17 protein-coding genes are annotated in these 14,985 nt (G+C 62.1%); 10 read left to right on the plus strand and 7 right to left on the minus strand.

The window, feature by feature from the left end; genetic code table 11:
* Window positions 1-2 precede the first annotated feature (2 nt).
* Both N2597_RS19210 and N2597_RS19215 read right to left on the minus strand, forming a co-directional pair.
* Entirely contained in the window at window positions 3-395 is a 393-nt protein-coding gene (locus N2597_RS19210; RefSeq protein WP_038691820.1) for a YkvA family protein, read from the minus strand.
* Between the two features lie 94 nt (window positions 396-489).
* Window positions 490-795, minus strand: a complete 306-nt coding sequence (locus N2597_RS19215; RefSeq protein WP_038691822.1) for a 4a-hydroxytetrahydrobiopterin dehydratase — start codon at window positions 793-795, stop codon at window positions 490-492.
* 31 nt (window positions 796-826) lie between these two features.
* Here N2597_RS19215 and N2597_RS19220 point away from each other — a divergent pair, with 31 nt between their 5' ends.
* Window positions 827-1,327 carry a low molecular weight protein-tyrosine-phosphatase gene (locus tag N2597_RS19220; RefSeq protein WP_183597771.1) on the plus strand — a complete coding sequence of 167 codons (501 nt, stop codon included), beginning with the start codon at window positions 827-829 and terminating at the stop codon, window positions 1,325-1,327.
* Here the strand turns inward: N2597_RS19220 and thpR are convergent.
* Together thpR and N2597_RS19230 are read right to left on the minus strand one after the other, a co-directional pair.
* Window positions 1,234-1,827: an RNA 2',3'-cyclic phosphodiesterase gene (gene thpR / locus N2597_RS19225; protein WP_004676889.1), complete on the minus strand. Its 594-nt coding sequence runs from the start codon at window positions 1,825-1,827 to the stop codon at window positions 1,234-1,236. The genes N2597_RS19220 and thpR overlap by 94 nt on opposite strands.
* 68 nt (window positions 1,828-1,895) lie before the next feature.
* Window positions 1,896-2,540, minus strand: a complete 645-nt coding sequence (locus tag N2597_RS19230) for an arylesterase (protein ID WP_183597773.1) — start codon at window positions 2,538-2,540, stop codon at window positions 1,896-1,898.
* 72 nt (window positions 2,541-2,612) lie between these two features.
* Here N2597_RS19230 and N2597_RS19235 point away from each other — a divergent pair, with 72 nt between their 5' ends.
* The 4 genes from N2597_RS19235 to N2597_RS19250 all read left to right on the plus strand — a co-directional run bounded on the left by N2597_RS19235 (window position 2,613) and on the right by N2597_RS19250 (window position 7,436).
* Window positions 2,613-3,320: an ABC transporter ATP-binding protein gene (locus N2597_RS19235; RefSeq protein ID WP_064683834.1), complete on the plus strand. Its 708-nt coding sequence runs from the start codon at window positions 2,613-2,615 to the stop codon at window positions 3,318-3,320.
* Entirely contained in the window at window positions 3,317-5,860 is a 2,544-nt protein-coding gene (locus N2597_RS19240) for an ABC transporter permease (protein WP_183597775.1), read from the plus strand. Before N2597_RS19235 ends, N2597_RS19240 begins: the two co-directional genes overlap by 4 nt.
* Before the next feature lie 180 nt (window positions 5,861-6,040).
* Complete coding sequence (locus N2597_RS19245; protein ID WP_077992203.1) at window positions 6,041-6,769, plus strand: Bax inhibitor-1/YccA family protein; 729 nt, start codon at window positions 6,041-6,043, stop codon at window positions 6,767-6,769.
* Between the two features lie 109 nt (window positions 6,770-6,878).
* Window positions 6,879-7,436: a GNAT family N-acetyltransferase gene (locus tag N2597_RS19250; protein ID WP_183597777.1), complete on the plus strand. Its 558-nt coding sequence runs from the start codon at window positions 6,879-6,881 to the stop codon at window positions 7,434-7,436.
* Between the two features lie 6 nt (window positions 7,437-7,442).
* Here the strand turns inward: N2597_RS19250 and N2597_RS19255 are convergent, their stop codons facing one another.
* The 3 genes from N2597_RS19255 to acnA all read right to left on the minus strand — a co-directional run bounded on the left by N2597_RS19255 (window position 7,443) and on the right by acnA (window position 11,799).
* Entirely contained in the window at window positions 7,443-7,844 is a 402-nt protein-coding gene (locus N2597_RS19255) for a DUF2794 domain-containing protein (protein WP_009991293.1), read from the minus strand.
* A 288-nt stretch (window positions 7,845-8,132) separates the two neighbouring features.
* Window positions 8,133-8,873, minus strand: coding sequence for a DUF1223 domain-containing protein (locus N2597_RS19260; RefSeq protein ID WP_183597779.1), 741 nt, complete (start codon window positions 8,871-8,873; stop codon window positions 8,133-8,135).
* 235 nt (window positions 8,874-9,108) lie between these two features.
* The gene (gene acnA, locus N2597_RS19265) at window positions 9,109-11,799 is read right to left on the minus strand and encodes an aconitate hydratase AcnA (RefSeq protein WP_183597781.1); all 2,691 of its coding nucleotides are present in this window, start codon (window positions 11,797-11,799) and stop codon (window positions 9,109-9,111) included.
* Window positions 11,800-12,061: 262 nt separating this feature from the next.
* Here acnA and ccmA point away from each other — a divergent pair, with 262 nt between their 5' ends.
* The 5 genes from ccmA to N2597_RS19290 are packed head-to-tail and all read left to right on the plus strand — an operon-like array spanning window position 12,062 to window position 14,951.
* Entirely contained in the window at window positions 12,062-12,709 is a 648-nt protein-coding gene (gene ccmA / locus N2597_RS19270; protein ID WP_183597783.1) for a heme ABC exporter ATP-binding protein CcmA, read from the plus strand.
* A complete protein-coding gene (gene ccmB, locus N2597_RS19275; protein WP_183597785.1) occupies window positions 12,706-13,365 on the plus strand; it encodes a heme exporter protein CcmB in 660 nt (219 codons plus the stop codon). Before ccmA ends, ccmB begins: the two co-directional genes overlap by 4 nt.
* 47 nt (window positions 13,366-13,412) lie before the next feature.
* The gene (locus N2597_RS19280) at window positions 13,413-14,174 is read left to right on the plus strand and encodes a heme ABC transporter permease (RefSeq protein ID WP_096762051.1); all 762 of its coding nucleotides are present in this window, start codon (window positions 13,413-13,415) and stop codon (window positions 14,172-14,174) included.
* A gap of 4 nt (window positions 14,175-14,178) precedes the next feature.
* Entirely contained in the window at window positions 14,179-14,346 is a 168-nt protein-coding gene (gene ccmD / locus N2597_RS19285) for a heme exporter protein CcmD (protein WP_096762052.1), read from the plus strand.
* Window positions 14,343-14,951, plus strand: a complete 609-nt coding sequence (locus tag N2597_RS19290) for a DsbE family thiol:disulfide interchange protein (protein ID WP_096762053.1) — start codon at window positions 14,343-14,345, stop codon at window positions 14,949-14,951. Before ccmD ends, N2597_RS19290 begins: the two co-directional genes overlap by 4 nt.
* The last annotated feature ends 34 nt before the right edge of the window (window positions 14,952-14,985 follow it).

The following is a 14,985-nucleotide window of genomic DNA, read 5'->3' on the forward strand; positions in this document are numbered from 1 at the left end:
CTTCAAATGGTTTTCATCGTATCCGCGGGTGGGTCGGCGAGGACGCGGTCCGCCGCGTCGTAATGCCCTGGCCGGATATGGCCGCGCACCATGGCGAAGGCGGCGGAAAGCACGGCGACGTCGTCAGAAAAGCCGATGACGGCGAAAATATCCGGGATCATGTCGACCGGCATGACGAAATAGGCGAGTGCTGCGAGCAGCACACCGCGCACCTTGGTCGGCGTTTGTGGATCGAGCGCGCAGTAGAAGCCGGCGACGACATCGCGCGAGAACGGGATCTGCCGCACGGCCCGGCGGAAGGTCGGCCAGAACTTCTGCCGCACCGTCTTCTCCCGCCGGCTCTGGGTGTCTTCGTCGCCCGGCAGCAGGATTTCCCCGAATTTGACCTCGTCCATCCCTGACTTCCTTTCGTCCCTGCCAACATATGGTGATGGCGCCCAGGCTTTCAATCGACCCCTTTCAATCGGCCCCTTTCAATCGACCTCGCCTTCAGCGCGGACGTCGCGCTGCCGCCTTCTCCATCGCCTTGGCGAGCTTGAAATCCAGCTCCGTCAGCCCGCCGGCATCATGCGTGTTCAACGTCACATCGACCCTGGAATAGACGTTGAACCATTCGGGATGATGGTTGAGCTTCTCGGCCGTGATCGCTGCCTCCGTCATGAAGCCGAAGGCCTCGATGAAATTCGAAAACTTGAATGTCTTGGAGATCGAGGAGGCCGCGTCATTGAGCGCCCAGCCGGCAAGGCCCGCCAGTTCCGCCTCGACCGCTGCCCGTTCCAGTCTTTCCCATTTCATGCCATGCTCCTCTTGTCCGACAGGTCTACCGATGACGCCTATCAGTATCCTCTTCGTTTGCATGGGCAATATATGCCGTTCTCCGCTCGCCGAGGGAATTTTTCGCCACCTCGTCACCGAGGCTGGCCTGACCGGCCATTTCACCATCGATTCCGCCGGCACCGGCGGCTGGCATGAAGGCGAGCCGCCCGACGGGCGTTCGATCGCCACCGCACAAAGCAACGGTATCGACATTTCCGGGCAACGCGCCCGCCGAATCCGCTCCAGCGATTATAGGGATTTCGCTCTGATCCTGGCCATGGACCGCGATAATGTGGCGGCGCTCGAAAAGATCGCGCCGCCTGAGGCGACCATCCGGCTCTTCGGAGATGCCGCGCTTGGAACCGGAGAGGATATTCCCGATCCCTATTATGGCGGCCCTGATGGTTTCGAGCTGATCTATACCAGGCTCTTGACCGGCTGTAGCAGCCTGCTCGAAGCGCTGGGCGTCGAACGTGCCTCGTGCAGCGGGAACACTTCCTCTGTCAGGTAGGGTCCGCCGCCCACCGATTCGCGCGACGAAAGCAGCACGAAGCGTGGCGCCGTGAAGGTCGCGGTGTGGAAGTTGCCGCGCCCGGCCAGATATTGCACGACATCGTCGAGCCGCGAGGACTTGAGCCGGGCCAGCGTCACATGCGGCATGAATTTGCGCGGATCCGGCGGCAGGCCGATGCGCTGGCAGATGCGCTCGATCTCACCCTGCAGGGCGTACATCTCAGGCGATTGCGAGACGCCGGCCCAGACCGAATGCGGTTTTTTCGAGCCGAAGGAACCGATGCCTTCGAGGCGGAACTGGAATTCGGGCCGGTCGATCCGATCGAGGCGTTCGACGATTTCATCGGCCGTGCGGCCGTCGACATCACCGATGAAGCGTAGCGTGATGTGGTAATTCTCCACATCGATCCATCGTGCTCCGGGGAGGCCACCGCGCAGCAATGAAAGGCTCATCGCCGCATTGCGCGGAATTTCGAGGGCGGTAAACAGTCTCGGCATAACGAGCACTCCCCGAATCTTTTGCAGGTGCTTACACGGAATCACGCAATCAATGAGAGCGCAAGCCCCTATTTCTTCACAGTAGAAATCGTCCCGACGAAATTTGTGACATCGGCTTCCATCTTTTCGACCATGACGTCGACGCCCTTCGCATTCGGATGCATGCCGTCGCTGAGTTTGAGCCCTGCATCGAGCACCACGCCGTCAAGGAAGAAGGCATAAAGCCTAACTCCGTGTTTCTCCGAAAGTTTCCGATAAATCGGATTGAAGCGTTCGGCATAATCCGCGCCCATATTGGGTGGCGCCATCATGCCGACGAGGAGCACGGCAATGCCGCGTTCCTTCAGCCGCGTTATCATCTGGTCGAGATTCCTTTCGCTCTCTTCGGGCGGAATGCCGCGCAGCGCATCGTTGGCGCCGAGCTCCAGAATGACGCCATCGGTGCCGTCGGGCACTGACCAGTCGATGCGGGCCAGCCCCCCTGTCGTCGTATCGCCCGAAACGCCGGCATTGGCGATGGCGACGTCGAGCCCCTTCGCCTTCAAGGCCGCCTGCAGCTTTTCGGGAAAGCCATCGCCGGGCGGCAGCTGATAGCCTGCCATCAGGCTGTCCCCGAATCCGACGAGATTGATTGTCCGCGCATTTGCGCCGGCGGCAAAGATCAGTGAGAGGGCAATGACGGTGAATTGAAGGACGGCAACTTTAAATCTCATCCTGCTTTCCCTAGATTGGCGGGGTGCCGTTATGCGGCAATTTGATTACGGGCTTATATAGGGCGATTTCCGTTGGCAAAAACCATCATCGAGTTGAAGAGCGCCGATCTGACCCTTGGCAGCGCCGCGGCCTCCGTCCATGTGCTGAAGGGTATCGATCTCGATATATCAGCGGGCGAATCCGTCGGCATCGTCGGCCCTTCCGGTTCCGGCAAGTCCACCCTGCTGATGGTGCTTGCCGGATTGGAGAAGCTGGACAGCGGCGAAATCAACATCAACGACACGCCGCTCCACGCGCTGAGCGAGGATGAGGTCGCCGATTTCCGCGGCCGTAACATCGGCATCGTCTTCCAATCCTTCCACCTGATCGCCAACATGACGGCGCTGGAAAACGTCGCCGTGCCGCTGGAGCTCGCCAATGTCCGCAACGCCTTCGAGATCGCCCACCGCGAGCTGAATTCGGTCGGTCTCGGGGAACGGTTGAACCACTATCCCGGCCAGCTTTCCGGCGGCGAACAGCAGCGCGTGGCGATCGCCAGAGCGCTCGCTCCTTCGCCCGCTTTGCTGATCGCCGACGAGCCCACGGGCAATCTCGATACCGAGACTGGCCGCCAGATCGCCGACCTATTGTTTTCCAAACAGGCCGAACGCGGCATGACCCTGCTTCTCGTCACCCACGACGTCTCGCTTGCGAGCCGCTGCTCGCGCCAGATCCGCGTCCGCTCCGGCCGGATCGAAGACGACAGCGCTGCCCGCCGCAGCGAGGCGGCATTCGCATGAGAATGATCACGCCGCGCACCGCGCTTGCTTTTCGCCTGGCGCTGCGTGAGCTGCGCGGCGGCATTCGCGGCTTCTACATCTTTCTCGCCTGCATCGCGCTCGGCACAGGGGCGATTGCCGCCGTCAACTCGGTTTCACAGTCGATCACCGACACGATCGCCTCGCAGGGACGGGAGCTCTTGGCCGGCGACGTCCGCTTCGAGCTCAACAACCGCGAGGCAACACCGCAGGAAATGGCTTTCCTCGAAGGTCTCGGAACCGTCTCGGTGTCGACCGGTCTGCGCTCGATGGCCCGCAAGCCTGATGGTTCCGACCAGGCGCTGGTCGAAGTCAAGGCCGTCGACGACGCCTACCCTCTCTATGGCAGCTTCGCGGCCGAGCCGGATTATCCGCTCGCAGCCCTGCTTTCGGCCCAAAGCGGCACCTATGGCGCGGTCGCAGCCCCGCTGCTGCTCGATCGGCTTGGCCTTGCGGTCGGCGACGAATTGCTGCTCGGCAATGTCAAACTCAGCATCACCGGCACTGTCAAGACCGAGCCGGACGCCCTTTCCGAAGGCTTCGGCTTTGCGCCGCGCCTGCTCGTCAGCCGCCGGGCGCTCGATGCCTCGGGCCTTATCCAGACCGGAAGCCTGGTCGAACATGCCTACAAGATCCGGCTGGAGGACAGGAGCGCGATATCGGGCATCCAGGCGCGCGCCTCAAGGGAATTCCCCTCCGCCGGCTGGGCGATCCGCACCAGCGACCGGGCCGCGCCCTCGCTTACCGAAAACATCACCCGCTTCTCGCAGTTCCTGACGCTGGTGGGCTTGACCGCGCTGATCGTCGGCGGCGTCGGCGTCGCCAATGCGGTGCGTGCCTTCCTCGATTCCAAACGCACCACCATCGCCAGCTTCAAATGCCTCGGTGCGCCGGCCGCCGTCGTCGTGCTGATCTATCTGTTCCAGATCACCATCATCGCCCTTGGCGGCATCATGATCGGCCTCGTCGTCGGCGCCCTGTCGCCGATCTTCGCTGCGCAGTTCCTGGCGCAATTCCTGCCGGTGTCCACAGCGCCGACGCTCTATCCCGGCGCCCTGCTGCTAGCGGCGCTCTTCGGCATCCTGACAACGCTCGCCTTCGCCATCCTGCCGCTCGGCCATGCCCGCGAGGTGCCGGCGACGGCGCTCTTCCGCGAGCAGGGCTTCGAGGCCCGCCGCCTGCCGTCCTGGCCCTATATCCTGCTGGCCGCCCTCTTCATGGCAGCGCTTGCCGGCCTTGCCGTCCTCACCGCCTATGATCGCTTCATCGCCGTCGTTTTCGTCGGTGCGATCGTCTTCGCCTTTGTCGTGCTGCGCCTCGTCGCCGCCCTGATCGCCTGGCTTGCGCGCCGCAGCCCGCGCGTCAACTCGCCGGCGCTCAGGCTTGCGATCGGCAACATCCACCGGCCCGGCGCCCTGACGCCCTCGGTGGTGCTGTCGCTCGGCCTCGGCCTGGCGTTGCTGGTGACGCTGACCTTGATTGACGGAAACCTGCGCCAGCAGCTGACCGGCCGGATGAACGAGGGCGCGCCGAACTTTTTCTTCGTCGATATCCAGAGCGCCGAGGTCGACGCATTCCGCAATCTCGTCCAGGCGCAGGCGCCGAAGGGCAAGCTCATGGAGGTGCCGATGCTGCGCGGCCGCATCGTCGCCTTCAACGGCGAGGATGTCAGCAAGATCAACGTGCCGGCCGCCGGCCGCTGGGTGCTGAACGGCGATCGCGGCATCACCTATGCCGACACTTTGCCGGAAAATGCCGCGCTGACCGAAGGCAGCTGGTGGGACAAGGATTACAGCGGCGAGCCGCTGGTCTCCTTCTCCTCGGAAGAGGCGCATGAACTCGGCCTGAAGATCGGCGATACCGTCACCGTCAATGTGCTCGGCCGCAACATCACCGCCAAGATCGCCAATCTGCGCCGCGTCCAGTGGGAATCGCTGTCGATCAATTTCGTCATGGTCTTCTCGCCGAACACTTTTCGCGGCGCGCCGCACGCGTGGCTCGCGACGCTGACCGATCCCGCCTCGACGCCGGCCGAAGATGCGGCGATCCTGAAATCCGTCACCAACACCTATCCGACGATCACCAGCGTGCGCGTCAAGGACGCGATCGATATCGTCAACCAGCTCGTTGCGCAGCTTGCGACCGCGATCCGCGCCGCCGCCTCGGTGGCCCTGATCGCCTCGATCCTCGTCCTTGCCGGGGCGCTTGCCGCCGGAAACCGGGCGCGCACCCACGATGCAGTGGTGCTGAAGACGCTCGGCGCCACCCGGGCCATGCTGATCCGCGCCTTCAGTTACGAATATCTGATCCTGGGTCTTGCGACCGCGATCTTCGCGCTAATCGCCGGCGCCGCCGCCGCCTGGTTCATCGTCGCCCGCATCATGCGCCTTCCCTCGGCCTTTCTGCCCGATCTGGCGGGGCTGACGCTGGTGACGGCGCTCGTCCTGACCGTCGGCATCGGCCTCATCGGCACTTGGCGCATCCTCGGCCAGAAGGCGGCGCCCGTTCTGCGCGAGCTTTGACCGGATAGCGACGCCCAAACCCTTCACCTTACGGCGATTTAACCGGCCGGGCCTTTGCAAGCCTCTTGTTTGCGAGGGGCGAAGGCCTCATATTGTCTGCAGGCATGCTGGAGCTCCGCAGCGGCGCCCGGGTCGAAAACCCCGACACCGTATCTCCATCGGAGCTTGTAAGAGGAAACTATGGCTGATCTTCGTAACTATCAAAGCCGCGCTCAGACCGGCGAGATGATTGATCAGGGCCTGCGCGCTTATATGCTCAAGGTCTACAACCTGATGGCGCTGGGTCTGGCGATCACCGGTGTGGCCGCATATCTGTCGTTCCAGCTCGCTTTCGCCAATGGCGAGATTACCGCTTTCGGCCAGGCGATCTACCTGAGCCCGCTGAAATGGGTCGTCATTCTGGCGCCGCTGGCTCTGGTGTTCTTCCTGAGCTTTCGGATCCATAGGATGTCGGTGAGCGCCGCCCAGACGACCTTCGCGATCTATGCCGCGCTCGTCGGTCTGTCACTCTCGTCGATCTTCCTGATCTATACCGGTCAGAGCGTCGTTCAGACTTTCTTCGTCACCGCCGCCTCCTTCGGCGCGCTGTCGCTTTACGGCTACACGACGAAGCGTGACCTGTCGGCAATGGGCTCGTTCCTGATCATGGGCCTCTTCGGCCTGATCATCGCCTCGATCGTCAACATCTTCCTGGCCTCGTCGGCGATGCAGTTCGCCATCTCGGTGATCGGCGTGCTGATCTTCGCGGGCCTCACCGCTTACGACACGCAGCGGATCAAGGAACTCTACTACGAAGCTGATGACGTCGCTGTTGCCGGCCGCAAGGCGATCATGGGCGCACTGACGCTCTATCTCGACTTCATCAACCTCTTCATGTTCCTGCTGCAGTTCATGGGCAACCGTAAATAAGCAGGTCCATTACGATCGAAAAAGGCGGCTTCGGCCGCCTTTTTTGTTGCGCCGTTTTCGCAGGGATGGTTTTAGAGGAGCTCCGCCCCGCCGCTGGACCAACTGCCCGATGTCCTTCCTTCTGCGCGACGCCTCTCAAGCCGATATCCCCGCCATTACCGGGATCTATCGCGACTCCGTCCTGAACGGCGTTGCAAGCTACGAGATTGCGCCGCCCTCCGAGGCCGAGATGTTGCAGCGTTTTGCCGCCATCGTCGGCCAGCAATATCCCTATATCGCCGCAGCCGATGACGACGGAAACTTCCTCGGCTACGCCTATGCCTCGGCCTTCCGCACCCGCCCGGCCTATCGTTGGATGGTGGAGGATTCGGTTTACCTGGCGCCCGAAGCCCGCGGCCGCGGTATCGGCAAAGCACTGATGAGCGAATTGATCGACCGCTGCACCGCCCTTGGTTTTCGTCAGATGGTGGCCGTCATCGGCGGCGCAAGCCCCGCCTCGATCGCGCTTCATCTCAAGGCCGGCTTCGTGGAGGTCGGCCTGATGCAGGGCACAGGCTACAAGCACGGCCGCTGGCTTGACACGATGCTCATGCAGCGCAGCCTCGGCGAGGGCATGACGACCGATCCGGATCCAGCCGTCTATCCCGGCACGCTGTTCGCCGGCTGATGAGGCTTATTGATCGACCAGCTTCAAGGCCTTGTCGAAGACCTTGAGGACTAGGTTCAGCTCGTGTCCGCGCTTCAGGATCATGCCGTTGACGTTGATGACGGAATAGGCGCCTTGCTTGGCGGCGAGCTTCGGGTTTTTTTCGATTCGGAAGAGCGGCATTTCGCCGGAGCGCTTGAAGACGGAAAACACCGCCTTGTCCTTCAGGTGATCGATAGCGTAATCGCGCCATTCACCCTCACCGACCATGCGGCCGTAGATCCAGAGGATCGCGTCGAGTTCGCGCCTATGGAAAGTCACCGGCAGCGGATCTTTGCTTTGTTTGTATTCCCTGAGATCGACGACGACTGAGGAACTATTGTCGACGGAGCGGTTTCCGCCGTGTCGCAAATCCGGCTGATCTGTCATCAGTCTCCCGAGGCCTCCGCTTGTGACAGGGGAATGACAGTTTGCCCGAGCCGCCACAAATTGCAAGAGTGCGGCCCGTCACATTCAGTCGCAGCCGACAGTGGACAGGTCGCCGCTTTCTCGGCAGCGCCGCATTTCAGTCAAAACAGCGCCTCATTTGCAGGAGAATTATGCATCCCGGTTTGGCGCCAGCGCGCCAAAGGGCCCGGCGGAGCGTATCGACCTTAACCCCAGCCCCGAATACGCTCAGCCGGGCCGCCCGGACCTTCATCCGTAAGCGGATGCGACTCAGATATTTTTGCCCGCCATCACCACGGTCGCGCCAAGGATCGCGGCCGGATCGCCGTCCGCGGTCGCCGACTGCAGCAGGATAGCGCAACCCTCGAGCTGCGGCCGCTGCAGGACGGTTGCCGGCAGCGTCAGACTGGTCGCCTTGCCATCCCACATGCCGACCGTTTCGACATTGGTGACGCTGTGCAGATACGAGAGCTTCTTTCCGCTGTTCTCGCCTTTTTCGACCTCAATCGTCTTTTCCTTGTCGAAATAGACCATCACGACATTGGCTTTGCCCTGTCCCGCTCCGATCTTGATCTCCAGCTCGTCGCCGCGCATCGATGCGCTGATAGGAACAGTCAACCCGTTGCCTTCGCCGCTATAGGTGTCGATCCTGCTGTTGATGCCGTTCAAATCGGAGCCGGCCAGGTGGCCGCGTCCATTGACGATGGCCTGCGGCGTGTAGACGTTGCTGCGGCCCATCGTCCTGGCATAGCCATATTGCCGCTCGGTGTTTTCCTTCGAACTCAGCGTATCGGCCCAGCCGAGATAATTCCAGTAATCGACGTGATAGGCGAGCGCGATGACATTTCCCTGGTTCACCAGCTTGCGGAAAGCCGCATCAGCCGGCGGACAGGAGGAGCAGCCCTGCGCCGTGAACAGCTCGACGACGCCTTTCGGCGTGCCGTCTTCGGCATGCAGCGGCCCTGCGAGAGCAAGACCGGCCAATAGCGGGATCAACAAACGGGGGGACATTCACCTGCACCTCTTTTTCAGCGTCGCCAGCGTGTTGGGAACCGGAGGCTCTGAGATATGAACGTACGAATAATCCTTCCGGGTCCAAACGAAAAGTCACGAACGGGTGAGACGCAGCACGACCGGAAGCCGCAGAAAACAAATCATCGTGAGCCCGCTCGAATGCCGCCGCCGCAAAAGAAAAGCCGCCGGAAATTGCTCTCCGGCGGCCCTGATCATGTCAGGCTCTTAACAATCAGGCAGCGAGATCGCGCAGGACCGTCTGCAGAATGCCGCCATTGTTTAGGTAAATCACCTCGTCGAGCGTATCGACGCGCGACAGCAGCGGAACGTCCTTAACGGTGCCGTCGCTATAGGTGATCTTGGCGATCTTCCGCTCGCGCGGCTTGATCTTGTCCAGGCCCTCGATGGTGACGAGTTCGTCGCCCTTGAGGCCGAGGCTCTGCCAGGTCGTGCCCTCTTCGAAGACGAAGGGGATGACGCCCATGCCGACCAGGTTCGAGCGATGGATGCGCTCGAAAGACTGGGCGATCACCGCCTTGACGCCGAGCAGGTTGGTGCCCTTGGCCGCCCAGTCGCGCGAGGAGCCGTTGCCATATTCGACACCGGCGAAGATGACGAGCGGCACGCCTTCGGCCTTGTACTGCATCGCCGCGTCGTAGATCGAGGTCTCTTCCTTCGACGGGTAGTGGATGGTGTAGCCACCTTCCTTGCCGTTCGGGCCGAGCATGTGGTTGCGGATGCGGATGTTGGCGAAGGTGCCGCGCATCATCACTTCATGGTTGCCGCGGCGCGTGCCGTACTGGTTGAAGTCGGCAACGGCAACGTCATGACCGATGAGATAGGCACCGGCCGGCGATGCCGCCTTGATCGAACCGGCCGGCGAGATGTGGTCGGTAGTGATCTTGTCGCCGAACAGGCCGAGGACGCGCGCACCCCTGATGTCGGCGACGCCGGTGCCCTTCTTGCCCATGCCGACGAAGTAGGGCGGGTTCTGGACATAGGTCGAATTGTCGTCCCAGGCATAGGTCTGGCCCGGCGGAACCTGAACGGCCTGCCAGTTGACGTCACCCTTGAAGACGTCGGCATACTTGCTTTCGTAAAGCTCGCGGGTGACGTATTTCAGGATGAATTCCTGGACTTCCGCAGAGGTCGGCCAGATATCCCTGAGATAGACCGGGTTGCCGTTCTGGTCCTCGCCGATCGGCTCGTTGGTCAGATCCTTCTGCACCGTGCCGGCAAGCGCGTAGGCGACGACGAGCGGCGGCGAAGCGAGGTAGTTCGCCTGGACGTCAGGCGAAATACGGCCTTCGAAGTTACGGTTTCCGGAGAGCACGCCCGATACGATCAGGCCCTTGTCGTTGATCGTCTTCGAGATCGGCGCCGGCAGCGGGCCGGAATTGCCGATGCAGGTGGTGCAGCCGAAGCCGACGAGGTTGAAGCCGAGCTTGTCGAGATCGGCCTGCAGGCCGGACTTGGCAAGATATTCGCCGACGACCTGCGATCCCGGAGCGAGCGAGGTCTTCACCCACGGCTTGGTCTTCAGGCCCTTGGCAACGGCGTTGCGGGCGAGAAGGCCGGCAGCGATCAGCACCGACGGGTTGGAGGTGTTGGTGCATGAGGTGATGGCGGCAATCGCCACGTCGCCATGGCCGAGATCGAAATCCGTGCCCTCGACCGCATAGCGGTTAGTAAGCTGGCCGGGCTTCTTGTAATCGGCATCCATCGAGCCGGCGAAACCGGAAGCGATGTTTTCGAGCGCGATGCGGCCTTCCGGACGCTTCGGGCCGGCCATCGACGGCACGACATCGCCGAGGTCGAGTTCCAGCGTGTCGGTGAAGACGAGGTCGGAACCGTCTCCTTCGCGCCACATGCCCTGGGCCTTCGAATAGGCTTCGACCAGCGCAATCCGGTCATGCGTGCGGCCGGACATGGTGAGGTAGTTGATGGTTTCGCCGTCAACCGGGAAGAAGCCGCAGGTGGCGCCGTATTCCGGACCCATATTGCCGATCGTCGCGCGGTCGGCGAGCGGCATATTGTCCATGCCGGGGCCGAAGAATTCGACGAACTTGGAAACGACGCCCTTCTTGCGCAGCATCTGCACGACGGTCAGAACGAGGTCGGTCGCCGTGACGCCTTCCTTCAGCTTGCCGGTCAGCTTAAAGCCGATGACTTCAGGAAGAAGCATCGAAACCGGCTGGCCGAGCATCGCCGCTTCCGCTTCGATACCGCCCACGCCCCAGCCGAGAACGCCAAGACCGTTGATCATCGTCGTGTGGCTGTCGGTGCCGACGCAAGTATCGGGATAGGCGATCGTCTCGCCGTCCTCTTCCTTGGTCCAGACCGTCTGGCCGAGATATTCGAGATTGACCTGATGACAGATGCCGGTGCCGGGAGGCACGACGCGGAAATTCTTGAAGGCCTGCTGGCCCCACTTGAGGAAGCGGTAGCGCTCGCCGTTGCGCTGATATTCCAACTCGACGTTCTTGGCGAAAGCCTGAGGCGTGCCGAATTCATCGACGATGACGGAGTGGTCGATGACGAGGTCGACTGGAACGAGCGGGTTGATCTTCTCGGGATCGCCGCCGAGCGACACCATCGCGTCGCGCATGGCGGCAAGGTCGACGACCGCGGGAACGCCGGTGAAGTCCTGCATCAGCACGCGCGCCGGGCGATAGGCAATCTCGTTTTCGACCGCGCCCTTATTGTTCAGCCATTCCGCTACGGCCAGGATATGCTCCTTGGTGACCGACTGACCGTCTTCGAAGCGCAGCAGGTTTTCGAGCAGCACCTTCATCGAATAGGGCAGCTTCGAGACGCCGGGCAGACCGTTTGCCTCAGCCTTGGGCAGGCTGTAATAGACATAGTCCTTTCCACCAACGGAAAGCGTGGAACGACAATTGAAACTGTCAAGAGATTTAGACACGAGAGACCCCGTTTCTGATAGCCAACACAGTCGTGCGAACGCCTATGCACTTAATGCACATCAGGATGCGGGTACGGCCATTTCCGCTGTCCGCACGTGGAACAGATGCTCCAAGTTCGGCGCAAGGATGAAATTCACGCCGACCGCTGGCGTGGTTGCAGGTCTTATAGATAATTTCCTAAAAACTTGCCATACCCGGAAACGAGCAAAATCGGACATTTTTTGACCCCTCCGCAACCCGCAACGACGAAAGAACCGATGCATGCATCTCACCGCCGAAAATCTGGCCGCAAGGCGCGGTGAGGATTTGATTTTCGTTAATCTTTCCTTTCACTTGGCAGCCGGCGAGGCGCTTGTCCTGACGGGGAGAAATGGATCCGGAAAGTCCACTTTGCTGCGCGTTGTCGCCGGCCTCCTCAGGCCGGAAAAGGGCACTGTCATCTTTCATGGCGACGGCAGCCGGGAAGGCCGGCATCCCGGCGAGGTCTGCCACTACCTCGGCCATCGAAATGCGATGAAGAATGAACTTACGGTTGCAGAGAACCTTGATTTCTGGCGCGCCTTCCTCGGCGAAACGGATGCACCCGCCGGCCTACCCCTCGAAGCGGCAGCCGAAGCCGTCGGCCTTTCGGGTATAACTCATCTTCCCTTCGGCTATCTCTCCGCCGGCCAGCAGCGCCGATTCGCCTTCGCCAAGCTGCTCGTTTCCCACCGGCCCGTCTGGATCCTCGACGAACCCACAGCGGCCCTCGATGCCAGCGCCGATCGGCTGTTTGCCGGATTGATCGAAGCCCATCTGGCGAAAGGCGGCATCGTGCTGGCGGCGACACATCAGCCGCTGGGGCTGACGAATGTGCAGGAATTGAAGATGACGGGCTTTGCCGGCGTGGATCAGGGGGTGTGGGGATGACCGCCCTCTTCCTCCGCGACCTCAAGCTCTCGATCCGCGCCGGGGGCGGTGCGTTGATCGGAGTACTATTCTTCCTGACCGTCGTCGCCGTCATTCCCTTCGGCGTCGGCCCGGATCTCAAGCTTCTTTCCCGTATCGGCCCCGCCATCGTCTGGATCGGCGCCCTGCTTGCAGCCCTTCTTGGCCTCGACCGCCTGTTCCAGGCCGAGCGCGACGATGGATCGCTCGACCTGATGCTGACGCGGGAAACACCGCTTGTCCTCACCGTACTGGTCAAATGCTGTGCCCACTGGACGGCCACCAGCCTGCCTTTGGTCATCGCCTCGCCGCTGCTCGGCCTCTTCATGAATATGGACGAGACGGCGATCGGCGCGACCGCGCTGACGCTGCTCGTCGGTTCGCCGGCCATCACCTTCATCGGCGCCGTCGGCGCCGCCGTTGCCGTCGCCCTGCCCCGTGGTGGCCTGCTGGTCTCGATCCTGGTCCTGCCGCTGACCATCCCGGTTCTGATCTTCGGCGTCAGCGCCACCTATGCCGCCGTCGAGGATCCCGTCCCGTTCCTGCCACCCTTCCTCATCCTGACCGCACTGACGTTGTTCTTCGCGGTGATCGGCCCGGCCGCCGCTGCGCTTGCGCTGCGAAACGCGTCGGATTGAATGTCATTCGATTGCGGGAAAAGCCGGATCAAGGTAAGGAAGCAGCCATGAACGACACAAGCCTTGCCATCCGCAAATTCAGCGATCTCGCCAACCCGACGCTGTTTCTGGCGCTGGCGGCCCGTGTCATCCCCTGGTTGGCCGGCATCACCGCGCTCTGTTTCGCGGCTGGCCTCTATCTCAGCTTCTCCACTGAAGGCGATTACCAGCAGGGCGAAACCGTCCGTATCATGTATATCCACGTCCCGGCCGCGTGGCTCTCGATGATGTGCTACACGATCATGAGTGTCTCGGCGATCGGCACACTGGTCTGGCGCCATCCGCTGGCCGACGTCTCCGCCAAGGCCGCCGCCCCGCTCGGCGCCGCCTTCACCCTGCTGGCGCTCGTCACCGGCTCGCTGTGGGGCAAACCCATGTGGGGCACCTGGTGGGTCTGGGACGCCCGCCTGACCTCCGTTTTCGTCCTATTTCTGATGTATCTCGGCCTGATTGCGCTGAGCCGCGCCATCGACGATCCGTCGAGGGCCGCGCGGGTCTGCGCCGTGCTTATCCTCGTCGGCTTCGTCAACATTCCGATCATCAAGTTCTCCGTCGAATGGTGGAACACGCTGCACCAGTCGGCGAGCGTGCTCAGGATCGGCGGTCCGGCGATCGACCCGGAATTCCTGCGCCCGCTCCTCGTCATGGCGATCGCCTTCACTCTCCTCTTCTTCACCTTGCACATCATGGCGATGAGGAACGAAATCTGGCGCCGCCGCATCGCCGCACAGCGCCGTCTCGCCGCTCGGATGGCGAGCCGGGAGGAATAGACCCATGACGCATGCTTTCTACGTCTACGCCTCCTACGGCTTTGCAGCCCTCGTGACGGTCGCGGTCGCCCTCTGGACCTGGGCCGACGGCCGGGCGCGCCGGCGTGAACTCGCAGCCCTCGAAGCCGCAGGCATTCGCCGCCGCTCGGCGCGCACGGGGGACGGCGAATGAACGAGGCGCCCGAAACCAAAATCGTCAGGCCGCGCGGACTTGGTCGCTACGCTCTGGCGCTTCTGCCGCTGATCGTCTTCGGCGCCATTGCCGCGACGGCCGCAAAGATGCTCTACGACCAGGATTTCCATGGCAAGAACATCGCCGAAATCCCATCGGCCCTGATCGGCACCAAGGCGCCGGCGCTAAATCTTCCGCCGCTCGACGGGGCAAACCTGCCGGCGCTCACCGATGCGGCGATCAAGGGCAAGCTGACCCTCGTCAACGTTTTCGCCTCCTGGTGCCTTCCCTGCAGGGACGAACATCCGATCTTGAAGGAACTGGCGAAGGATGGTCGGCTCAACATCGTCGCCATCAACTACAAGGACAAGAACGACAACGCCCTGCGTTTCCTCGGCGAACTCGGAAATCCCTATCGGGCGATCGGCATCGATCCGAACGGCAAGGCGGCGATCGACTGGGGTGTCTATGGTATCCCGGAAAGCTATCTGGTCGGCGCCGACGGCACGATCCTCTACAAGCGCGTCGGCCCCTTCGACGATATCAGCCTGAAGGAAGGGCTGTTTCCGGCGATGGAAAAGGCGCTGGCGAAGCCGGCTTCGTAAATTTCATCTTGGTTAGACCTCGGAGAGATCTAAC

This window comes from Rhizobium sophoriradicis, from assembly GCF_025200795.1.
Classification (GTDB): Bacteria; Pseudomonadota; Alphaproteobacteria; order Rhizobiales; family Rhizobiaceae; genus Rhizobium; species Rhizobium sophoriradicis.